Consider the following 22,203-nt stretch of genomic DNA (forward strand, 5'->3'; position numbering starts at 1 on the left):
GGTACGCGAGACCGGTCGATGGCCTGCGTGGCTCGTCAGTTCATGGGATAATCACTGTTGGACTTGTCGCCGTCGAAGTGCCGCTCAACGCCGGGCCGGTCGGGGCCAGCCCCCTCGGATCGACTCGAAAGGACGGTTGTGGAAGACGCGCTAGCCGGCGGCCAGGCCGCACAGGATTCCGTCGCCGAGGCCGAGCAAGTCGAGGCCAAGCCCCTGACCGGCTGGTCGGATGAGAGCTACACCCAGCGCGACTTCTGGGTGGCGGTGGTCGTCGCCGACGACGCGCAGAAGACCGCCCTCGAGACCAGCTTCTCCGAGATGCGCGCCGAAGTCGCGGAGAAGTGGGGCCTGCCGGCCGACGTGGAGTTCCACGCCCACGACATCATGCAGGGCTGGCGCGACTGGGAGGTCTTCCAAGGCCGGTTCGGCGACGCGGCGTCACTGTACCGGAGACTGCTGAACGCTGTCGCCGACTCCGGGGTGAGGATCGCGCTCCAAGGCGTCGACGTGGTCCGGCTGAACCTCCGGTTCCAATACCCGGCCCTTCCCCACGAGGTGGCGGCCCGCCGGGCCCTGGAACAAGTCGACCAGTGGTGCGCTCAAGACGGCAGCGGCCCGGTCACGCTGATCGCGGACGAGACCGGCGACAACCCGTCCATGACGAGCCTGTTCGACCGGATCATCGACGGCACCTCACTGGCCGTGTCGTCCGGGTATCCGCGCCCGCTGACACGCGTGGCCCGGCCCGTCGCGCTTGTCTCGTCCGCCCGCCACGACGGCGTGCAGGCGGCCGACCTGGCCGTGCACATCGCCCGCCGCCACATTGAGGAGACCACCGCCGCCCCGAGGGCGAGGAAGCTCGCTCGCAGCCTGTACCACACGCTAAGCCCGGCCATCGCCTACGAGTCGAAGTGGAGGCCCTGAGCGAAGGTGCCGCAGAAAAAGCTCGGGACCCCGAAGGGTCCCGGCTGACGACGCTCCGGAACTCCGGCTCGTCGTGCTTCCATAGTACACCAGGCCAGCCCAACGCGACAGTGCAAATTGGGGTCCTACCCTGACTCCAGCACCGCCCGCATCGTGGCCCGCTCCGAGTCGGTCACCGCCAGCCGGTACCGAGCCTTCACGCCGACCTGAAGCAGCACGAACCGCACCCGGTAATCGTGCAGCGTGTTGCTCGGCAGCCACTTGTCGGCAGCGCGGTCGCCCTTCGACGTGTTGGCGCTGACCGACACCGCCAACAGGTTGGCCGGGTCGTTGCAGAACCGCTGCCAGTTCCTGCCCTTCGGGCTCCACCGGTACCCGCCAGCGTTCCACGCGTCGGCCACGGCGACGACGTGGTCTATGTGGACCCGGTAATCCTTCTTGTCCTCGACCTGGACGAACTCCACCTCGACACCAGAGTACGGGCACTCCCGCAGCCTGGCGTGCCGCAGGGTGAACCCGTCGGCGTCGTAGACCTTGTCAACCAGGTCACGGGCCAAAATGTAGTCCTTCATGTCGAGCCCGACTTGGGCGAACTTCGGCATGGACACGACCAACTGCCGCCGGTACGGGACCGAAGGCTTCCAACCGTCCGGGTAACTCTTCAACCCCTCCAGGCGGGCGAGTCCTTCGGTTCGCTCGGCCTTGTCGGATCGGGGCGAGAACGTGGTCGTCATCGCGGCCAGCCAATCGGAAGACTCCATGAACGAAGCCTACCGGCGAGGACTCGCCGACCCCGGTCGCCGCGGCAGAGGCGCTTCAACCCGCCTTCCCGGTCAGCGGGCCACGAACGGCGCAGTCGCCACGGCCACCGGGCACTGATCGCGGCTCATCCCAGAACACGTCGCCCCTCCCCGCCGCCATCCCGGCAACGGGCTGGCTCCCGTCGCCAGCCAACGCCCCAGAACCTCACGGCTGACAGTGCCCCAGGTGGAAGCCGCGCACCGTGGACGCGGCGACTCCCAACCGCTCGCCGATGCGCCGGTACGACATGCCCTCCGCCCGGAGGCGGATGATCTCGTCCCTGCGCTCGGCCAGAGACGGCCTGTGGCCCCTCGGGCGGATCGACACGCCAGCGTCCACCAGCAGCCGTCGAGCCGCCCGGTGGCCCATCTTGAACCGCTTCCCGATCTCCACGATCCGGACTCCTTGTGAATACAAGGCCACGATCTGCTCCACCAGACCCGGCGTCGCCTCGTGGGACGGCGCGGCGACACCGTTCAGCCTCGCGTGCCGACGGATAGTCGCCGGAGTGACTCCGCACCGCTGTGCCAGGGTCGCCGCTGGCGCCCCGGCGGCATACTCGGCCAACACCGCAGGAGACACCGTGGGTGACGGCACGACGCCCTGCCTCTTGGCATGCGCCCGCACCGTGGACTCGTGGACGCCGACCTGCCCGGCCACCTCCAGCGCCGTCATCCCTGCCCCATACAAGGCGAGCATCCGATCCACCTCGCCGGGGGTCAAGAAGGTTTGAGCGGTCTCAATTCGCGCCACACAGGACCCTCTCGTGTCCGAGAACCCGGTCTCAGAGCCGTCCCTGAGCCACTCTGAACCACCATCTGACCAGCGCTTATACAAGGCCAAGGCATGGGGGGAAAGGTTTGAAGAGGCTACCCTTGGGCGCACCGTCTGGCGCAACCGGCGCGTTGCGCGCAAGCCTTGCCCGGAGCGACCGGCGATGCCGTCCGGCCGCCCCCAGCCAGCCGTTGCGCCGATTCGTCGCCCTGTCCTCGCGAAAGCAGTTCCCCAGGGCTGGCTCCAGCGCGCTGGTAGCCGGGTCCGTGAGGAGAACCGCCGCGGCGCTTCGGCCTAGCGCCGGGTCCGGCCTGTGGAATCAGTCGGCCGCGAGCGCGTTCCCTTGGGCTTCGTTGATCCGGTCGAGCAGCGCGGCGCGAGCCGATTCGCCCGCCTCAGTGCCGTCTCCGGGGCTGACGGTGATGTTCGGGAACGCCGGGGCGGGGTGCGCCGTGTCGCCTGCCGCCCAAGCGGCTTTGGCTTCCGCGAACGCGGCCTGGTCAAATGGGGGGCACACGTTCAGCAGCGCGTTCAACTGGTCCATGGTCAGCGTGACGGGGATGACCGCCTCGGCCAGCGGATGGTCCGTCCCGGCGGGAACCACCTCAACCGCGATCTCGCCCTTGTCGCGGGCGCAGGCCGCCCATTCGTCGGTCGCCTCCCCGACCTGGGCCACCTGGCCCGCGTCGGCGCTGGCCGAACCCGCGGGCGCGGGGGTGTCGTCTGTGTAGCCGGCCTGGCCCAGGCACGCTGCATACGCCTCCGTGAAGTCTTCTCCGTCCAGTACCAGCACCGGCCCGTCCCCCTCCAGGTAGGCGGACTCTTCGGCCGGGGCGAGCGCCTCAACCCCCTGGACGTAGGAGATGGTCACCTGGCCGCCTTGGTCGCGGTTGACCACCCATTTGGTTGGCTCGAACACCAGCGCCCTCGCGCCGTCGGCGAGTTCGCGCACGGATGCCGGTATCCCCTCCCCCGCCAAGCAGGCCAGCAACGCGTCCGGCGACCCTTCGGCGGTCCCCGGCGCCGTCGGCGCGGCGGTCGGGCCAGCCAAGCCAGACGAGTTCGACGGCCTTCCGGTTGGTTCCGCCGCCTTGCCGTCCGCGCAACCCGCCAAGGCGGCCACCGCCACAAGGCAAGCGCCCGCGAAGCCCAGCGCTTTGGATAATGACGCTCTCATCGACAACCTTCCTAACAGCGGAAACGGACCCCCACAGGGGTTCGGGCGACCAGGCGCATCCGCGCAACCGGCCCCAACGGGGGCCGGCGGCCGCTCTATGAGCCAGTCTCTCACGCCCCGGCCGAGGCCGACACGGCCTGGGCGGTCGGCGCCAGTTTGACTTCGACGCGGGATCTGGTGCCCCAGGTGCCAGACCGGAGGGTGGCCAGGGAATAGAACCTCAGCCACACCAGCAGGCCGATGTGCAGCAAACCGTACACGGGCGCCACCAGGAACCCGTACAGGCGGTCTTTGCGGGAGCACCGGACTCCCGCCAGATCCGGGTACCGGTAGGCGCGGGCCCAGGCCAGCAACGCCAGGTAGACCAGGTACGGACCCAGCAACAACTTGGACGTCAACACGGGCGCCACAACGAAGGCGAACAGCAGCGACCCGGTGAACACCACCCAGGAGGCAAGCTCAAGGAACGTGAACCAAAAAGCGGGTTTCGCCACGGGCATGGCCCGCAACACCCACAGCGATTCGCGGAAGAACGACTTGTTCCACCTCACCTGCTGGCGCAGGAAATGACCCATCCGCTCCGGCACGGCGGTGTAGGCGACCGCTTTCTCCGTGAACACGGCTTTGCCTTCCAGCAGGCAGTAGTTCGTCAAACGGCGGTCGTCGCCGAACACCGCCGGGCGGCCCAAGAACCGTTGGCCCAGGAAGTCCCGCCGGTATTTCCGCAAGACGCTGGCCGAATACAGGGCCAAAGACCCGCACGCGCACAGCAGCGAGCCCAGCCGCGACTGGGCGCTACGGTCCACCAAGAACGATTGCGAGTACCGGAGGTCGATCAGCCGGGTCAGGAGGTTGCGGTCGTAGTTCAACGCCAGGACCAGGCCCGTGACAGCTGTCACACCCGGCCGCGCGTAGGCTGCCACCAACGCTCTGACCGCGCCCTTTTCCAGCACCGTGTCAGAGTCGATCCCCAACAGCGCGTCAACGTCCGGCTGCAATTCCAACGCGCGCATCAGCCCGTGGCGCTTGCCCAGGTTCTGGCTGAACGTGTCGACCGTGAACTTGATGCCGGCTGCGGTGAACCGTTCGGCCCACCGCTCCGCTTCCAGCCGGGCCGCCGGATCCGCCGAACAGTCATCAACCAGGACAACAGACTGCACCGGCCTGGATTGCCCCAGAATCGACTCCAGGCAGGCCGCCAACATGGCCGGATCTTCGTTGTAGAACGGGACCGCCACGCCCACGCGCACCAGACCGGCTTTGCGGACCGCCCGGTTGCCGCCCCCCACAAGCAAGCGCTTCGCCGGGCGCCACGACAGTGCGATCTTCGCCCCGAACAAACTGAGCACGGCCACCCCGCACCAAGACGGGCCGCCTGTGGCCTTCCAGAGGCCCGCCAAGGCCAGGCACACCACCAGGAGGACTAGGGTGCCCGCGTGTTTGCTCCCTTTCACGCCTCAAGATCGATTCGCGGTCTTGACGCGAGCCGGGACAACGCCACCAGTCCCAACCCGATCAACACGGCCGCCACGCTCCACATCCACCACTCGAACACCAAAGAACCAGTCGTGGCCAGGGCCTCGTCAACGCAGCCGGCGCCGCCTGCGATGGCGCAAGGTGGAACAACATTCATAGGGTCAGTTAAGCCGTCTTCGTACATTTCTGTTAAGCCCTCCTACTAATAGGCTCGCCAGCGCCGATGACGTCTTCGGGCGGGACGTCGACGCCAGGCGAGCGCCAGCTACTACCTGACCTGCCGGGACCGGGCCTGGGCCCAGGCCCCGGCAGAGCCAGCCGCCGATCCGGTGGCCGGCGCTTGGCGGGATGAACTTGTGAGTGGCGCCGTTGGCGTCCGCCCGGCGGGTACGTCCCGCGCCAGGCAGGCGCCAACGGCGCTCGAACAGCCAGCGGGCGACTAGACCGCGGGCCCGACAATCACATGGTTGGAGTACCTCACCACCGGGGCGAAGCCGTCAGCGGTGACGGTGACCTTGACCACCAGGTCCTTCAGCGCGTCAGCGTTGGTCGGCGTGTAGGACAACCCGGTCACGAGCAGCCCGGCCGAGTCCCTCAGCAGCGACGAGCCCTTGAACCACTCGATCTTCACCGTCGCGTTCGAAGGCGCCACCTGGAGATCCAGGGTCATGGTCTCGCCAACCGCCACCTGGCTGGCCGGGCTGAGCGCCGCGACCTTCACCGATGGGGCCGGCGGCCCGGAGACGGCCGTGCCGTTCGAGTACACGACAACCGTGTCCATGCCGGTCTTGGTCAACGTGACCTTCGCCTTGACCTCGGAGCCGGAGTCGGCCGCGGTCAGGGTGTAGGTAAGGCCCGAGGCCGTCGCGATCCACGAAGTGCCCCTGTACCACTGCACCTGGGGCACAGCGTCCGTCGGCGTGTAGACCAGGTCAAGGGTCAACGTGTCCCCGACCACGCCAGCCGCCGGCAACGCCTTCTTGGTGACCTTGATCTGCTCCGCGACCTGGATGCCGTTGGAGTACTTGACCACCGAGACGGCGCCGGTGCGGCTGGCCGTGACCTTCACCTTGATCAGAAGGCCCGCGTCCGCCGGTTGCACCACATAGGAGGTGCCCGACACGCCCGAGATATACGACGTGCCCCTGTACCACTGGTACAACAGCCCCGCATCGCTCGGAGACGCCGACACCGCCAAGGTCAGGGTCGAACCAACGGCCCCAGTTCCGGACAACACCGGCTCCGAGAGCGTGGCTGGCCTGACCACCAACGCGTCAAGCGCGGACTGAAGCGTCGCGGCGGCGTCGTCGACGTCCGCCTGAGGCACGTCATCGTCCGCCAACACGTCTTCCCCGGCGTCCCAAGCGACCTTCACGGGAGCCCAGGAGGCAGTCGTGAAGTTCTCTGGGTCGAGGGCAGCGGCCTCAGCCACGAGCCTCGCCAGTTCCGACTTGTCTTTGACCGTAACGGTCGCCGATGCCGACTTGGTCGCATCGCCGGTCGACGTCGCCGTGACGGTGAGCACCGTGCCGACCGCCTCGTCCGCGCCGACGCTCAACACGCCGTTCGCGATTGACGTGTCAGCCGACGTGGCACCCGTTACCGCCCAGTTCAGGTCGGTGCTGGTGCCGCCGGTCGAAAGGACTACCCTGCCGTCGAACGCAACCGTCTTGCCCGGCCGCGTGACAGCGGTGGCCGGCGTGAGGGTCACGTCAGTCGGGATCACCTTGTAGACGCCGGCCCAAGAGAACATTGGCGATTGCGCTTGGCTGATGGCCTGGAGCCTCAAAGTGACGGTTCCGGCCTCGGCCAATTCCACCTCGTGCGTTCCCACATAGGACGGCGTCGCGGTGTTGAGCGCGAACTGCACCAGATAGTTGGCGCTGCTGGCCGTGCCGTAGTCAATGTAGGTGCGGGTTGTCCTGGCGCTGGAGGCCCACCAGGTGTAGCTGCCGTAGGCCAGAGCGTACTTGCCGGCCGGCAGGGTGAACGTGTAGCGCACGCTCGCTCCCACCTGGTTCGACGTGTACATGCCCGTGGTTGTCAGCTTGTTGTACGTCCCGGCCTCGATCCCCTTGTAGCTCATCGTTGCGGATCCGCCGCCGTTGGCGTGGCCGTGGTGGCCCCAAGTGGAGCTGCCTTGAGCCTGGTCGGGTTTGTCGTTCAACAGAGTCCCGCCATTCGACTCAACCAAAGCCTTGATGGCCGTCCACGCCGGCGAAACATAACCCAAGGCGGATGTACCGGTGCCAAGCCCAGAGGCAACGCCGTTGCCGTCAACGAAGTAGACCAGGCCTTCCGGCACGATCTCCACCGTGGCGGTGGTCTCCAGATGCTGGTAGCGGCCGGTGATGGTCACGGACTGCCAGGCCTGGTTGAAGTTGGCCGCTGCCAGATCCCAAGTGATCGGGAACGACTTGGTGCTGCCGTCGTCCGCGTTGGTGGCGACAACGGTGGCCGGCAACGCGGGGGCCTGACCCTTCCACGTGGCCAGGTTGAAGGTGGGCAGCACCCAGGCGCCTGGCAGCGAGGTCGCTTGGAGGCGGGCGGCGATAGCCGCCGGCCCCTCGGCGTCCAGGCCGTAGGCCTCGGGATTAGCCACCGCCGACTCCGCGTGCGCCCGCGCCAAGCTGAAGCTGGCCCAGTCCGCGTCGGAGAACTCCGGCGTCTTGACGATGTCCGCCGTCGCCTCGAGAGCCGCCTCGATCGCCGAGACGTCGATAGCCTCGGGCGTGGCAACCGGCCTGCCGATGGTGTCGAACGAGTCGACGGTCACCGAGCCGGATAGAACCGTCAGCGTCACGGTGTGCGGACCGTAGGGCAGCCCGCGCAACGTGTAGTTGGTGCGCCAGTAAGCAGACCTGGACCAGGTCTTATCTGTTGAGGACAAGGTCACGCCGTCGACCGTCAACTTCAAGGTGGCCGCTGCGCCGTTGAGACCCATGATGTCAAGGCCAGTGCCGGTGAACGTGTAGCTCACGGTGGACCCGGCGGTAGACGTCGAGGACAGCGAACGCTGATAGTTGTACATGCCCTCGCCGTTGCGGTGGCTCCACGTGCCCGTGTACACCAGCTTGGTGTTGGGCGGCGAAGCCAGATCGTTCATCTCCATGTTGTCGAGACGCTCGGTGTAGTACGCCACATAGGTGGGCAGCTTCTCGATCTTCAGGTTGTCGAAGCTGGTCCAGTAGAAGCCGCTAGCCAGGTCCACACGCCCGGACAGAACCGGGGTGGGATCGGTGTAGGAGGCGACTTGCACGCCGTCAATGTAGGCGGTGACCGTGTTGCCGGCCGCCTGCAGGGCCAGCTTGTGCCATTCGCCGACCTCCACGGGGACGCTGCCGGTGGCTCGGTTGGCGCCGAAGTTCTGCAGGTACCAGTTGCCGGTGCGGTCGAGGCGCAAGACATACGGCGCGGAGCTCAGGTTTTGCGAGTTGTCCCCGCCAGTGGAACGCACGCCGACTGCGGCGTAGTTGCTGGAGGTAACGTCCTTGTCGAAGCGGACGTCCACGCTGGCCTTGTAGTTGACCCAGCGGAAGTCGCCGATCCCGGTGATGGGATCGCCGGCGTTCCAAGCCGAGCCAAGGCCGTATTCAGCCTGGTCAAGCTGCTGGCGCAGCACGTAACCGTCGCCCTCCTTGTAGGCCTCGAAGGCGCCGTTGCGGTCCCAGGTGTAGAGCGGGTCCGCGCCGGTGTCGCCGCCGCGTGAGTCGATAAAGCTCTCGGTCGCGGTGGTGGGGTTGCCGTTCGAGTCGAAGACCGGGACGGTCTTGTCGCCATACTCGAAATCGTCCTGCCACAGGACACCGTCACCGTTTTCTTCGATGTCCAGCACGGTGCGGTCGCCTTCAACCGGCAGCGGTGCGGTCACTTCGGGATCGCTGGCAACGTCGAGCGTGGTCACCGTGACGATTGAGAACGGCTTGATGGTGACGACATACTTGCCATCGTCCCCAGGAGCCACTGTGGCTACGTGCTTCTTGTAGTTCGAGTTGAACTGCTGGCCCGGATCGGCGGCCCTGGTCTCCCAGACCTCCAAGTCCGCGTCAGCGGGGATGGCCATGTCCTGCACCGTGAAGGTGTAAGTGTTGGTGTATTGCGAGTCGTTGACAATGACGGTCGAGAAGTCTGACTTATCCGGCGCGGCCAGAGTCACGTGGTTGGCCCCGCCGGCGCGACCGTTGACCGGATTTGTGCCGGTGGCGGTGGTTTGGCTCGCCGCCGTGACGCCCCGCCAAATGCCGGCCGTGTTGGTGTCGTTCTCCCAGCCGGTGACGGCGAAATCGCTGAAGTGCTCCAGCATGACCAAGCCTGCGTCATAGTGGATCCAGCCGGACCACGGATCGCGGGCCGAGACCAGTTCCTTGTGCGAATACTGGCCGCCCTCGTAGAACGAGCCGATGGCGGGCTGGTAGATGAAGTGGGTCCGGCGCGAGTTCACATAGCCCTTGACAATGGTGTTCGCCATCTCCAGAGGACCGTTCACTCCACCAAGTTGGGTGCCTTCAACGCGGGGCGCCTGAGCGGCGGTGTCCACCATGTTGTTGTTGGGCCTGAAGGCCGAGTTGGAGAAAGTGGCCTGCGCCTCGGAGTTCCAGATTTCCAAGTCGGCCGTGTCGGCCGCCCACTTGAAGTTGCCGGAGCTGTCGTCATCGGTGGTGTAGTGGTAGCCCACAACGTCGATCGCGTCGCGGAAGCCGTTCGTGTTGCTACGCAGGTAGGAGCCGAACCCGGCCAGACCGGACGAGTCGTCGACAATGATCTTGATCTGGCGGTAGAGCGCCTCTTCCTCGGGGCTGGACCAGCCGGCCAGAGCCGGATCGTCGCTGACGTAGCCGACGGTGTCTGACTGGATGCGGCCCGCGTAGGTGATGGTCCACGCCCTGTCGACAGAGGTCTCATTGGCTCCGGGGTTGACGTAGTCGACCATGTAGCCGTACTGGCGGTAGGCCGCGAGGGCGACGTTCTTCTGCCAGTTGTAGATCTTGTCGTTGGTGTTGGCCCAAGCTGGTGTGCGCCACCGCAGAATGGAGACCTTGAGGTCCGGGTTGATCTTCTTGGCGTCTGCGGCAAGCTGGAAGCCGGGGTCGCGGGCCACGTTGGCCGGCTCGGCCTCATAGCGCATGGTGGCCGGGTTCGGTCCGGTTGAGGTGTTCCGGTCGTTGCCAAGCTCGATCTTGACCTGGCGCATGATGGGGTTCTCGCCCCCGAACAGCTCCTTGAGGAGCTGGGAATAGGCTGCGGGGTTCTGGGCCTTGTAGTCCATCAGCACCGCACTGGTGGAGTTGGCGCTGAGAACGCCGAACCCCTTGAAAGTCAATCCGTTTACGTTGTCCGCGCGGATGTCGTCTCCGTCAATTGTGACGGCGACGGCGGTGTCCGCGGCTTCTGCCTCGTCTTGCGAAGCCAACGGGGTCAGGGTGACAGCTAGCGCAAGGGCCGCGGCCACCGTCACCGCCCTTCGGCTGAGGGTCCGCCAACGCGGGGGGGTGGACAGGTGTGTCCTGGTGTTCATCGTTGAAACTCCTAGCGATCATTAGTGATCAGAAATTAGGGCACAATTATCGTAATCCGCCCATTTATGCCCTGTCAAGACCTCATTTGTGATCACTTATGATCTAATCGGCCGACATTCGGGCCGCCTAATCGGAAGGAGGGGGCCCCGAAGACTCTCTGACTCGCAGCACGGGCGAGATCGTCATCCGGTGGACCGGGCGTCCCGGATCAAGCAGCCGCCTGACCAACAGGTCCACCGCCGCCCTGCCCAGGGCCTCGCGAGCCGGTCGAACGGCGGTTAACGCGGGGGTGAACATCTCGGCGATCTCGTCGTCATAAGCGATCACGGAAATGTCGTCCGGGACGCGCAGACTGTGCGCCTCCAGGTGCTGGACCAACGCCATGGCCTCGCGGTCCGAGTGGACCAGCAGCCCCGTCACCTTCTTTTCCAGCACTTGGTCGATCACCGAGTCCACGGCGGCGTTGAAGCCGATGGTCCGGGAGCTTGGGATCAGCCAAGAGACGCTGTGGGCGGGTTCGGCGCCAAGCTCCTGGCTGACGCGCTCAAAGCCGAGGCGGACCTTCCGTGTGGTGGGGCTGGTGCGGCTGACCATCAGCCCTATCCGGCGGTGCCCAAGGCCCCAGAGGTAGCGCACCGCCAATTCGGCGCCGTGCGCGTGGTCGGAAACAACCGACTCGACGGGCTCGCGGTCCGCCCCGGCGGCCGCCTCGCGTTCCATCAACACGCAGGGCAGCGATTGGCCTGCTATCCAGTCGATGACCTCGGCGGCGTTGGCGCCCTCCACGTTGGGCACGGCCAGCACCCCGCAGACGCTTTCGCTCGCGAACAGCGGCGCCAGCGCGGGACGTTCATCCTCGTTCTCATAGGAATCGCCCCGCAGCATCAGCCGGAGGCCGAAGCGGCGCGCCTCGGCCTCGGCGGCGCGGGAAACGTCTGGCCAATAGAAGTCCAAGGCCGGCGCGAGCATGGCGATTTGGCCCCGCAATTGCGGAGCGAGGGCGGAGTCCGGCGGCTCGGCGACCGCGGCGGGCGGGAACTCAGCCCGGGCCGACGGCTCGACCAAGCGGGCGCCCCCGTGGACCCGCTCAATCAGGCCCCGCTCCTCCATCAGTTTCAGGTCTCTACGAATGGTCAATGCCGTTACGTCGGTGGCGGCCGCCAACTCGGCCACCCGCGCCGTGCCCAACTCGCGCAACAGCGCCGCAAGACGCTCACGGCGCAGGTCCGGCAAAAGGCGAGTCTGCGCCATCGCGCCTGCGCCTCCTCCCGTCACTCTTGAACTCTCGACTCGGGACATAACATTACCCGCGCCCCACCGGGACGTTGTTCGGTTGTGATCGTTTTGTCTCGTCGAAGCCGCAGCAAACGACCTTGCTTTCACTGGCCGCGCCCGGATCCAACCGCAATTGGCTCAGGCGGGCCCCCCACACCCGCCAATGGCTGGGGTCATCCAGTTCCCGCCCGGCCAGCTTGAACTCGAAGGCTTTGGGCCAGGTCAGCTCCATGGTTCCCCCAGCCAAAGTCTCAATCAGGGCAAGGCCGCGCGAAGCGCGAACGACCTGCCCGGCGATCAGGAAGCGCAGTTCGACGGGCTGGCCCGCCTCCGCCTCCCAGCGCCACGCGTCGGCGATCTCGACGGCCTGCGCGGCCAAGTCAAGCCGCACCCGCCGGCGCCAGGCGGCCAGGCCCGGGACCTGGTAGGCCCCGGCCAGCTCGGCTTCAAAAACGGCGCCTTGCCGGTCGAAGGTCGCCCGTGCGCCCCTGGCCCCGTGGCGCCGGCCCACGCTTTGGCCCCGGCCGCCAATGCGTGGGACGTTGTGCCACTCGCTCTGCATGGCCCAGATCGCATAGCGGTCCGGCCCAAACGTTTGCGCGGTGTAGGTCGGGCGGCCGGCGTCCACCAGGACGGGCGTGCCGTCCAGGGCCACAATGACGGAGCCCACGTCATTGTGGTTGTGCGGTTCGCCGTTGTGCCCGCCTTTGGCGGCCACCGCCAACCCGTCAGTCTTGCCCGCGTGTTCCCGTGCGACCATGACCTCCACGGAAGGGTGCCACACCGCCTGCGGCAGCGGCGAGCGGCCAGACCGCAGCTCCCACCAAGTCCCGTCCGCCATGGCGAAGACCGCCCGGCCCAAGGAATCGGCTGGCGGGGCCGGCCATCCGACTCCGTCCGGGGTGCCGTGCCGACGCAGGTCCAGCGCGTGGTCCATGGCCGCCTGGTCGCCCATCAGGCCGCCCAGCCGCCAGAGCGAATGCCAAGGCTGTTCCCGGCCGGGACGGGCCGACGCGTCTGCGTGGTTGACAAACCACGGGCCGCCAAGGTGACTCGAGTGGGGAAAGGCAACCGTCCGCCGGAAGCGCGCAATGCCCAGGGCGTCTAGCCTCCCGTTCGTCGCGTGGCGCAACGCCGCCAGCGCCTCCAGCAACCGGCAGGGACCGTTCCACCAATAACCCTGCCCCTCCTCGCACGCGCCGTCCGGAGGCAGGGCGGCCGCGTAGCGGTCGAGCACGGCAATGAGGCTTTCAAGGAGGAGGCGGCGACGAACCGGGTCTTCCTCCAGGCGCAACGCGGCCACGAGCAGGTTTCCCGCGATCCACGGCGCCCAGTTGTGGATCGGCTCGCCTATGCCCAGCCAATGCCAGTCCGTCCGGCCCTCGAACGGCTCGAACACCCGCTTGGACACCTCTTGGCGCAGACGCGCGCGCAATCCGGGAAGACGCCGCTCAAGGGCCGCGCCCGCCAAATGATCGATCCACGCCAACTGGGAGGCGACCTCGCTGGCGCCCAGATCCAGGAACGGCCGCTCCGGGTCCGGCAGGACGTGGCCGGACCGGCTCCATGAGTCGTCATGCGCGGGCCAGCACCAAGAAGACTGCTCGCACACGGCCACTACTCCGTCCGCAGTGTCGTCAAGCCATTGCTGGTCCTCGGTGGCCGCCGCCATGAGAACGGACTGGCTGAGACGGGTGGTCCTGGCGAACAGCCTGGATTGGTAGTCCTCCCTGTCGCCGTCCCTGAGGAATCTGGCCCAAGCGGAGGCCGGCAAGGATGGCCAAGGCAGTCCTTTGCGGGGTTCGGCCTGGGCCTTGAGGGCGGCCAGGGCGGTTCGGTCCAGGCTGAGGGCGGGCAGCGAGTCCACTGGCGGAACGAGCCATTCTTCGAGGTCGGAAGCAAGGCTCGGCCACAGTTCCAGCAGCGGGCCGGGTTCCTGCTTCACCATGGCGTAAGCGTACATGAACCACACATAACAATTCGACAACGATCAGAAATCTCCGTCGACAGGCCTTGAACTGATCGCGTATGTATCGTTATGCTCGCTTTCGACGCCCAACAGTTCACACTCGGTCGCCGGCACGCGGCCCGACATGAAAGGCTCAAGGTGGAGCACCGTCTAACTGACTGGCCTACGTGGTTGCCAGAACCAGACGCGGAGCTGTCGCCTCTGACCGGGTGGTCCCGGCCCCATTGGACCGCCCTTGCCGACCGCCTGTTGACCGCCTCCCGGAAGTGGGCCTCCCCCGCCCACGCGCAAATCGTTCCACCCGGAGCCGAAGGCGGCTACGGCAGAGCCGTGGACGGGCTCGAGGGATTCGCCCGCACGTTCCTGTTGGCCGGCTTCCGGCTGGCGGGCGACCAAACCGACCCGCTGGGCCTGGCCGAATGGTATTCGGCCGGGCTCGCCGCCGGCTGCGACCCCGCAGGCGCCGAACGCTGGATCACTCCCGTCGAACACCCCCAAGCCAAAGTCGAAGCGGCGTCCCTGGCACTGATCCTCGACCTGACCCGCGAGCAGATCTGGGCGAACCTCCCAGACCGCACCCGCGGGCAACTGATCGACTACCTCTCCCAGGTGGTCGGGGACACGACCTATCCGCGCAACAACTGGCTGTGGTTCCGGATCGTGGTCGAAACCTTCCTGCGGTCGGTTGGGGGCCCGTGGTCAGCCGAGGACATCGAAGAGGACCTCGCCCTCCACGACTCGTTTGTGCGCCAGGACGGCTGGCTGGCCGACGGCTCCGGCAGAGACTTCGACCACTACGTCGGCTGGGCGCTGCACCTGTATCCGGAGCTTTGGCAGCGTATGCGGGGCGGGGCCGAGCTGGCGACAGACGAACGGCGCCGCCGCGACCGCGCCATGCTCGACCGCTACCTCCTGGACGCCGCACACCTTGTTGGCGCCGACGGCGGCCCCCTGATCCAGGGACGCAGCCTGATCTACCGTTTTGCCCCAGCGGCGCCTTTCTGGGTCGGAGCGCTCGCCGAAGTCCCCTCGACGCCGCCCGGCCTGCTCAGACGCGCGGCGTCCGGGATGGTCAGCCACTTCGCCGCGCGCGGGGTGCCGGACGAACACGGCCTCCTGTCTCTCGGCTGGCACCATCCGTGGCGGCCCCTGGCCCAGTCCTATTCGGGCCCCGGCTCGCCCTACTGGGCAGCCAAGGCGTTCTTGGGGCTGGCGCTGGAACCCGCTCACCCCGTTTGGACGGCCGTCGAAGAGCCCCTGCCCGTGGAGCGGGGCGACTTCACCAGAGCGATCGCCGCCCCCGGCTGGCTGGTCCACGCGCGCGCCGCGGACGGCATTGCCCAGGTCGCCAATCACGGCACCGACCACGCGCGGCCCGCCGACCAGGTGGGCGATTCCCCCCTCTACGCCAGGCTGGGTTACTCGACCGCCACGGCTCCCCTCCTGAACGAGTCGGCCTGGGTCCGTCCGCTGGACCAGGCCGCCTGCCTGATCGACGCCGACGGCCGCGCCAGCCACCGCGCCGGCATGGAAGTCCTGGCGCTCTCCACAGGCGGCGACCCGGCCGTCGGGCTGGCAGTCTCCTCCGGGACGGCCCACTGGCTCGTTCCGGACCCCACCCAGCAACGCCACGGGTCCGGATTCGAGGGCGAAGCCGAAGACGCCGGCAGCATCACCGTGGTCAGCCTGGTCCGCTCGGCTTGGGAGGTCCGGGGAGTGCGCTGGGAGGCGCCCAAGGTCGACCAGCCCCATCCGCAGGCCGTCGCGATCCGCGTTGGCGGCTGGGCTGTGGCCGGGGAAGGAACCGGCGGGACCGAACTGCTGGCCGGCGGCACGGCATCGGCCAACGCGACTGGCGGCGGCCTGACGTCATGGGTGGCGGAACTGGCGCCAACCGGCCAACAGCCGGGCGCGAACCCGGCCGTGGCCGTGGAGGCCAACGCCAGCCCGCTCGGCGAGCCGAGCCGGGTGCCCTATCTGGACTTCCCCGCCACACCCGGACTTTGGCGCTGGGCCCTGATCGGGCTGACGCGCGGACTGGAGGTGGGCGGCGCGGCCAACCTCATGGTCGACGACGCGGTGACGGTGACCTGGCCGGACGGCACGGTCACCACGACCCCTTTGGACACGACGTGCGATTCGCCCGGCAAGGCGTGCGTCGTAGCAGGTCCGCCGGGCGTTGCAACCGATTACCCATACGAAAGGATCAATCGCAACTCATGAAGAAAACAACTATTGCCCTAATGGCGGCCCTGACGGCCGGCGCTTTGGCGCTGGCGGGCTGCGGCGAAGACAAACCCACCACCGGCGGTTCCAGCACCAGCCCAAAGGCGGGCGAAAGTCCGGTGGCGGCCGAGCCGGTGACCCTGACGGTGTCGGGTTGGTCTTTGGAGACAACCCCGGAATTCCAGGTGCTGGCCGACGCGTTCCACGCGGCCAACCCCAACGTAACAGTGGAAATCAAGGAATACGACGCTAACGACTACGGCACCCTCATGCTGGCCGACATGTCGGCCGGAGCCGCGCCAGACATCATCACCATCAAGGAAGCCAAAGCGCTCAGCCAGTGGGTCGACGGCGGCCAGTTGATGGACGTCAGCGACGTTGTCTCATCGCTGCCATCGAACGTTTCCGGCGCGGGTTCCTACACGATTGACGGCGTCAACTACGCGGCGCCCTATCGCCAAGACTCTTGGGTCCTCTACTACAACATCGACCTGTTCACCCAGGCGGGCGTCGCGGTCCCGGACGGCTCGTGGACGTGGGACGACTACGCCGCCAAGGCCAAGGAGATCGCCAGCAAGCTGGTCGGCCCCAAGGGCGCCTATGAGCACTCGTGGCAGTCCACCCTCCAAGGGTTCGCCCAGGCCCAGACGCCTGGCGCCGACCTGGCCGGTGGCAAGGACTACTCCTATCTCAAGCCGTATTACGAGCGGGTGCTCGACCTCCAGAGCGTGGGCGCCCAGGAGACCTACGGCAACATCCAAACCAACAAACTGACCTACCAGTCGCAGTTCGGCAAGCAGCAGGCCGCCATGATGGCCATGGGTTCGTGGTACGTGGCGACCCTGATCAGCCAGCAGGCGTCCGGCGAGGCCGACACCTTCGCGTGGGGGATCGCCCCCATTCCGCAGTACGACTCCTCGACCACCGGCACCGACAAGGTGCCCGTGACGTTCGGCGATCCGACCGGCATGGGCATCAACGCGGGCATTGACGAGGCCAAGGTTGACGCCGCCAAGGCGTTCCTGTCCTTCGTCGCCTCCGAAGCCGCCGGCGTGGCCTTGGCCGAGATCGGGATTGTGTCCTCGGTCTCCTCCGATGCCGTGACCACCGCTTACTTCGCCCAGGCTGGCATCCCGACCGACGACCTGTCCAAGTTCGCCATGTCGACGCATGACACCCGGCCGGAGAACCCGCAGTCCCCGACCATCGCCACCATCCAGACGGCGCTGGGCGAGGCCCACACCGCCATCATGTCCGGCTCCACTGGGATCGACGCGGCCATCACGCAGGCCACGGAGACCATCAAGGCCGAACTCGGCTGACAACCAACCGCTACGCTGCCGGGTCCCGGTCGCATCTGCGCCGGGACCCGGCAGCGTAGTTTCCCCCACTAAGCCGCCGTTGGCGGCCCCTCAGATCCGAAAGAAGCCATGTCGACCACAACCGAGCCGAGCAGTTCGGCGCCGACAAGCGTCAGAAACAAACGTGCTCGCCGATCAGCATTGCGTTGGCACAACACCCTGATGGGCTGGAGTTTCATAGCACCCAACTTCATCGGTTTCGCCATCTTGACCCTTGTCCCCATTGTGGTGCTGTTCTATGTGGCGCTGACAAAATGGGGAGCCCTGGGAGACCCGCAGTGGATAGGGTTTGACAACTTCGTCAAGCTCTTCACCCGCGACCCGCGATTCAACACGGCGCTTTGGAACACGTTCTACTACACGCTTTTGCACATGCCGCTGACGCTGGCGGCGTCCCTGGGCCTGGCCGTCTTGCTCAACGCCAAGATCCGCGGCGCAGCCTTCTTCCGCACAGCGGCCTTCTTCCCGTACATCACCTCGATTGTCGCGATCGCCATGGTGTGGAACCTCATGTTCAGCCCCGATTACGGCCCCATCAACCAACTCCTCCGCCTCTTCGGCGTGGACAACCCGCCCGGCTGGACGGTCTCCTCCACCTGGGCGATGCCCGCCGTCATCATTGTGGGCACATGGCGTGAGATGGGGTATTTCATGCTGCTGTTCTTGGCCGGCCTGCAGACCATCCCGGGCGAACTGTATGAGGCGGCCAAGTTGGACGGGGCCGGCGCCTGGTCGCGCTTCTTGCATGTGACCCTCCCGTGCCTTCGGCCCACGACTTTCTTTGTCACCGTCATGCTCACCATCCAATCGATGAAAGTGTTCGACTTGGTGTTCGTCATGACGGAGGGCGGCCCCGGCCGCTCCACCCTGGTCATTTCCCAATTGATTTGGCAGCAGGCCTTTGTCGAAGGGGACTTCGGCTACGCCTCCGCGATCGCCGTAGTCCTGTTCGTGATCTGCCTGATCCTCACGCTCTTCCAATTCTGGATCAACCGGAGGGCGGAACGATGAGCACCACGCCAAAGGCCAAGCGCAAGCTGAAGGCGAAAATCGGCAAAGTTGTCCTCTACGTCTGTTTGGCCGTGGCGGCGGCCTTCTTGCTGCTGCCATTCTTCTGGATGATCTCCTCCTCCCTCAAAGCGGACAACCAGGTGTTCACCGTGCCGATCCGGTGGATACCTGAGACCTTCAAGTGGAGCAACTACGTGGACATCTGGACCAAGTCCGGCATGTCCGACTGGTTGAAGAACACCATGATCCTGTCCGTTGTGGTCACGGCTTTGCAGGTCTTCACCGGCTCCTTCGCCGCATACGGATTCTCCCGGATCCGTTTCCCGGGACGCGACTTCCTCTTCCTCGGGTACATCGCGACCATCGCCATCCCGTGGCAGGCCTACATGATCCCGCAGTACAAGATGATGGCCAAAATCGGCCTGGTCGACACGTTGTGGTCAATCATCCTGCTGCAGGCCTTCGGCGCCTTTGGCGTGTTCCTGATGAAGCAGTTCTACGAGTCCATCCCGGAAGAGCTGTCCGAATCGGCGCGCCTTGACGGACTCAGCGAATACGGCATCTACCGGCGCATCATGCTGCCCTTGTCGGTGCCCGCGATCGCCTCGCTGTCGCTGCTCATGTTCGTCACAACCTGGAACGACTTCCTGGGCCCGCGCCTTTACCTGCGCACGCCCGCCCACTTCACCATCCAGGTCGGCTTGAAAGTGTTTCAGGCGGACCCGCAGGGCTCATCGATGTACGGCCTGATGTTCACGGGGTCGGTGCTGTCGGTGCTGCCCATCGCCCTCATCTTCATGGCCGGCCAACGCTACTTCGTTGAGGGCATAGCCACCTCGGGGCTGAAAGGCTGACTTGTGAAAAGAGCCTTCGGCGACGCATTCGTCAAGCTCACCTCGGTGGTCTACCTCATGTTGGGCGTCAGCGTGCTCACGACCGCCGCGACCGTGCCCGTCTGGATGGTGGCCCTTGGGACCGACTTGGCTTTGACCTGGCCGGCGCTGGTGATAACCGCCCCGCTGTTCGGGCCGGCCGCCTACGCGGCCTTCGCGTGCTTTGACGACCACCTTGAGGGCGGCCTGAAGGTGGTCTCCGTCTACGCCCGCGCCTGGCGGGCCGGACTGCGCCCGGGCGGGACGCTTGGAGTCGCCGCGACCTTGCTGGGCACAGTTCTTGTGACGGACGCCGTCGCCTTGGCCGGGTCGAAGAGCTTCGCGTTGGCGCTGCCCGCCCTGGCGACGACCGGCGCCGTCGGCCTGGTGACGTTCTTCACCTGCGTGGGCGCGGCCCGCGAATTCCCGGCCGTCAAGCTCCGCCACCTAGCCAAGGCCAGTCTCTTTTGCTCGGTCCGGGGGATGGGGTGGAGCCTGGTCACACTGTGCGCCTGGGCGCTGTGGGGCTGGTTCCTGACGCGGAACGCCGTCTTGGCCTTGGCTGTGGCGCTGGGACCAATCCTTTATCTCGTTTGGGCCAATTCCGGCCACAGCCTGGGGCCTTTGCGCGGCTCGTTGAACGCCCGGCCGCCCGCCGCCAGCGGACACCCAAGGTCCACCCTGATCCGCGTTGCGAGCGCGACCCGACCCGCCGAGGAGCTATGAGATGACCACACCCGCCACGACCGACACCTGTCAGGCCGACCTGGCCCGTCCCCCCGTCCCGGACCCGCTGGCGGCCGCGACGAGCCAAGCGGTCGCGACTGTGCGCCGGGGGATCGAGGAATTCGGCCCCAGGTTCCCGGGAGACTGCAGTGTGGACGGCCGCTACCGCAACCGTGAGGACGGAGCCGAACCCGGCGCCAACACCGGATGGACCACCGGATTCCGCACCGGCCTGATCTGGCTCGCCAACGAACTCTCCCCCGATCCGGCTTTCGCGGAGGCGGGTGCCCAGGACGTGGAAAGCTTCACGCGGCGCCTGGACAGCCGGTCAGGCCTGGACACACACGATTTGGGTTTCCTCTACATGCCCTCATGCGTGGCCGCCTGGCGGGTCGCCCGGTCGCCGCAGGGATTCGCGGCCGCCCTCGGCGCGGCGCAGGCGCTGATGGAACGTTTTGTCGAACCGGCCGGCATCTTCCAAGCCTGGGGAGCTTTGGACGACGCGAACCAGCACGGGCGGGCCATCATCGACTCCGCCATGAACATGCCCCTCCTTTATTGGGCCAGTCGCGAGACCCGTGACGGGCAGTACTCCGACGCGGCGGTCAGGCACATCCGCCAACTGCGGGACCACCTGGTCCGCGCCGACAACTCCACCTTCCACACCTTCGCGTGGCACACCGGGACCGGGGCCCCCTTGTCCGGGGCGACCGCGCAAGGGTATTCGGATTCGTCCTGTTGGGCCCGCGGCCAGGCCTGGGCCGTGTACGGCTTCGCGCTCAGTTTCCGCTGGACCGGCGACCCGACCTTCCTGGACGCGGCGCAGCGGTGCGCCGACCACTACCTGGAACACCTTCCCGCCGATCGGATTCCCTACTGGGACTTGGTGTTCCAAGACGACAGCTGCGGACAACCCCGCGACTCCTCGGCCGCCGCCATCGCGAGCTGCGGCCTGCTCGAACTGGCCGACCTGGCCAGCACAGCCGAGGATCGGCAGCGCTACCGCGAGGCCGCCCTGGCCGCAGTCGCCGCGCTGGTTGACGGCTATGTGCCGGACGCCGCGACCCGCCCAAACGCGCAGCTGCTCCACGGCGTCTACGACATTCCCTCCCGGACCGGCATTGACGAGGCCAACCTCTGGGGCGACTACTTCTACGTGGAGGCGCTCACGCGCCTGGCCCGTCCCACCTGGACACCCTATTGGCTCACTGGATTGGAGATTCAAGCATGATTTTGGACCAGTTCTCGTTGGAGGGCCGCGTGGCCCTGGTGACCGGCGCCAACCAAGGCCTGGGGCAAGGCATAGCGCTCGGCCTGGCCGAGGCCGGGGCGGACATCGCCGTCTCCTCTCCAGGCGAGGCGGATTCGACCATCAGCCAAATCGAAGCCCTGGGCCGCCGCACCCTCCACCTGCCGCTGGACCTGACAACAGCCTCCCCCCAGGACCTGGCGGCCCTGGTCGACTCGGTGGCACCCGCCCTGGGCCGGCTTGACATTTTGGTCAACAACGCCGGAATAATCCACCGCGAGCCCGCCACGGACCACGCCGCCGAGGCCTGGCGGCGGGTCATGGCGATCAACCTCGACGCGGCCTTCTTCTTGGCGCAGGCCGCCGGGCGGGCCATGGTCGCACAGGGCAGCGGGAAGATCATCTTCATAGCCTCCATGCTCAGCTTCCAAGGCGGCATCCTGGTGCCCTCCTACACGGCGACCAAGCACGCCGTGGCCGGCCTGACCAAGGCCTTCGCCAACGAATGGGCCGCCAGCGGAGTCAACGTCAACGCGATCGCCCCCGGCTACATGGCGACCGACAACACGACCGCTCTGCGCGCCGACCCAGTTCGCAGCGAATCCATCCTGAGCCGTATCCCGGCCGGCCGGTGGGGCACGCCGGCGGACCTGGCCGCGATAGCCGTGTTCCTCTCCGCGCCGGCCAGCGACTACCTCAACGGGGCCGTGGTGCCAGTGGACGGCGGCTGGCTTGTCCGTTAACGCCGGGGCCGCAGCCGCCCCGACCGCCGCCGCAGGCAGGCCACGGCTGCCCCGGCGCCCCGAACAGACCGGCGGACCCCGGTGCCGCCCACCCAAGAAAGGA

At 66.9% G+C, this 22,203-nt stretch carries 16 protein-coding genes; 8 read left to right on the top strand and 8 right to left on the bottom strand.

Annotated features, from left to right (window positions below; all coding sequences use genetic code 11):
* The first annotated feature begins 138 nt into the window (after nt 1-138).
* Nucleotides 139-924, top strand: a complete 786-nt coding sequence (locus LBC97_10010) for a hypothetical protein (GenBank protein ID MDR2566366.1) — start codon at nt 139-141, stop codon at nt 922-924.
* Nucleotides 925-1,049: 125 nt separating this feature from the next.
* Here the strand turns inward: LBC97_10010 and LBC97_10015 are convergent, their stop codons facing one another.
* The 8 genes from LBC97_10015 to LBC97_10050 form a co-directional block, all read right to left on the bottom strand.
* Nucleotides 1,050-1,685 (bottom strand): HNH endonuclease family protein, encoded by a 636-nt coding sequence (locus tag LBC97_10015; protein ID MDR2566367.1) that lies wholly within the window; start codon nt 1,683-1,685, stop codon nt 1,050-1,052.
* 205 nt (nt 1,686-1,890) lie between these two features.
* The gene (locus tag LBC97_10020) at nt 1,891-2,478 is read right to left on the bottom strand and encodes a helix-turn-helix domain-containing protein (protein ID MDR2566368.1); all 588 of its coding nucleotides are present in this window, start codon (nt 2,476-2,478) and stop codon (nt 1,891-1,893) included.
* A 340-nt stretch (nt 2,479-2,818) separates the two neighbouring features.
* Nucleotides 2,819-3,676: a hypothetical protein gene (locus LBC97_10025; GenBank protein MDR2566369.1), complete on the bottom strand. Its 858-nt coding sequence runs from the start codon at nt 3,674-3,676 to the stop codon at nt 2,819-2,821.
* Nucleotides 3,677-3,786: 110 nt separating this feature from the next.
* Nucleotides 3,787-5,130, bottom strand: a complete 1,344-nt coding sequence (locus LBC97_10030) for a glycosyltransferase (protein ID MDR2566370.1) — start codon at nt 5,128-5,130, stop codon at nt 3,787-3,789.
* On the bottom strand, nt 5,127-5,309 hold the full coding sequence (locus tag LBC97_10035; protein MDR2566371.1) for a hypothetical protein: 183 nt from the start codon (nt 5,307-5,309) through the stop codon (nt 5,127-5,129). The genes LBC97_10030 and LBC97_10035 overlap by 4 nt, the downstream gene beginning before the upstream one ends.
* 282 nt (nt 5,310-5,591) lie before the next feature.
* Nucleotides 5,592-10,667: an Ig-like domain-containing protein gene (locus tag LBC97_10040; GenBank protein MDR2566372.1), complete on the bottom strand. Its 5,076-nt coding sequence runs from the start codon at nt 10,665-10,667 to the stop codon at nt 5,592-5,594.
* Nucleotides 10,668-10,794: 127 nt separating this feature from the next.
* Nucleotides 10,795-11,919 carry a substrate-binding domain-containing protein gene (locus LBC97_10045; protein MDR2566373.1) on the bottom strand — a complete coding sequence of 375 codons (1,125 nt, stop codon included), beginning with the start codon at nt 11,917-11,919 and terminating at the stop codon, nt 10,795-10,797.
* Between the two features lie 52 nt (nt 11,920-11,971).
* Complete coding sequence (locus LBC97_10050; protein MDR2566374.1) at nt 11,972-13,891, bottom strand: heparinase II/III-family protein; 1,920 nt, start codon at nt 13,889-13,891, stop codon at nt 11,972-11,974.
* 192 nt (nt 13,892-14,083) lie between these two features.
* On the opposite strand from LBC97_10050, the gene LBC97_10055 reads away from it, so the two are divergent.
* From LBC97_10055 to kduD, 7 genes are all read left to right on the top strand, one after another.
* Nucleotides 14,084-16,135, top strand: coding sequence for a DUF2264 domain-containing protein (locus tag LBC97_10055; GenBank protein ID MDR2566375.1), 2,052 nt, complete (start codon nt 14,084-14,086; stop codon nt 16,133-16,135).
* Nucleotides 16,132-17,460, top strand: a complete 1,329-nt coding sequence (locus LBC97_10060; protein MDR2566376.1) for an extracellular solute-binding protein — start codon at nt 16,132-16,134, stop codon at nt 17,458-17,460. Before LBC97_10055 ends, LBC97_10060 begins: the two co-directional genes overlap by 4 nt.
* A 201-nt stretch (nt 17,461-17,661) precedes the next feature.
* Nucleotides 17,662-18,510 carry a sugar ABC transporter permease gene (locus LBC97_10065; GenBank protein MDR2566377.1) on the top strand — a complete coding sequence of 283 codons (849 nt, stop codon included), beginning with the start codon at nt 17,662-17,664 and terminating at the stop codon, nt 18,508-18,510.
* Nucleotides 18,507-19,364 carry a carbohydrate ABC transporter permease gene (locus LBC97_10070; GenBank protein MDR2566378.1) on the top strand — a complete coding sequence of 286 codons (858 nt, stop codon included), beginning with the start codon at nt 18,507-18,509 and terminating at the stop codon, nt 19,362-19,364. The genes LBC97_10065 and LBC97_10070 overlap by 4 nt, the downstream gene beginning before the upstream one ends.
* A 3-nt stretch (nt 19,365-19,367) precedes the next feature.
* Nucleotides 19,368-20,108 (top strand): hypothetical protein, encoded by a 741-nt coding sequence (locus LBC97_10075; protein ID MDR2566379.1) that lies wholly within the window; start codon nt 19,368-19,370, stop codon nt 20,106-20,108.
* A 1-nt stretch (nt 20,109) separates the two neighbouring features.
* A complete protein-coding gene (locus LBC97_10080) occupies nt 20,110-21,339 on the top strand; it encodes a glycoside hydrolase family 88 protein (protein MDR2566380.1) in 1,230 nt (409 codons plus the stop codon).
* Nucleotides 21,336-22,100 (top strand): 2-dehydro-3-deoxy-D-gluconate 5-dehydrogenase KduD, encoded by a 765-nt coding sequence (gene kduD, locus LBC97_10085; GenBank protein ID MDR2566381.1) that lies wholly within the window; start codon nt 21,336-21,338, stop codon nt 22,098-22,100. Before LBC97_10080 ends, kduD begins: the two co-directional genes overlap by 4 nt.
* Nucleotides 22,101-22,203: the final 103 nt, after the last annotated feature.

The organism is Bifidobacteriaceae bacterium (genome assembly GCA_031281585.1).
Classification (GTDB): domain Bacteria; phylum Actinomycetota; class Actinomycetes; order Actinomycetales; family WQXJ01; genus JAIRTF01.

What these genes read in the sequence shown, in the direction of transcription:
- LBC97_10015 (MDR2566367.1), bottom strand. Translation starts at nt 1,685, where the DNA reads ATGGAGTCTTCCGATTGGCTGGCCGCGATGACGACCACGTTCTCGCCC.
- LBC97_10025 (MDR2566369.1), bottom strand. Translation starts at nt 3,676, where the DNA reads ATGAGAGCGTCATTATCCAAAGCGCTGGGCTTCGCGGGCGCTTGCCTT.
- LBC97_10035 (MDR2566371.1), bottom strand. Translation starts at nt 5,309, where the DNA reads ATGAATGTTGTTCCACCTTGCGCCATCGCAGGCGGCGCCGGCTGCGTT.
- LBC97_10040 (MDR2566372.1), bottom strand. Translation starts at nt 10,667, where the DNA reads ATGAACACCAGGACACACCTGTCCACCCCCCCGCGTTGGCGGACCCTC.
- LBC97_10045 (MDR2566373.1), bottom strand. Translation starts at nt 11,919, where the DNA reads ATGGCGCAGACTCGCCTTTTGCCGGACCTGCGCCGTGAGCGTCTTGCG.
- LBC97_10050 (MDR2566374.1), bottom strand. Translation starts at nt 13,891, where the DNA reads ATGGTGAAGCAGGAACCCGGCCCGCTGCTGGAACTGTGGCCGAGCCTT.
- LBC97_10060 (MDR2566376.1), top strand. Translation starts at nt 16,132, where the DNA reads ATGAAGAAAACAACTATTGCCCTAATGGCGGCCCTGACGGCCGGCGCT.
- LBC97_10065 (MDR2566377.1), top strand. Translation starts at nt 17,662, where the DNA reads ATGGGCTGGAGTTTCATAGCACCCAACTTCATCGGTTTCGCCATCTTG.
- LBC97_10070 (MDR2566378.1), top strand. Translation starts at nt 18,507, where the DNA reads ATGAGCACCACGCCAAAGGCCAAGCGCAAGCTGAAGGCGAAAATCGGC.
- LBC97_10080 (MDR2566380.1), top strand. Translation starts at nt 20,110, where the DNA reads ATGACCACACCCGCCACGACCGACACCTGTCAGGCCGACCTGGCCCGT.
- kduD (MDR2566381.1), top strand. Translation starts at nt 21,336, where the DNA reads ATGATTTTGGACCAGTTCTCGTTGGAGGGCCGCGTGGCCCTGGTGACC.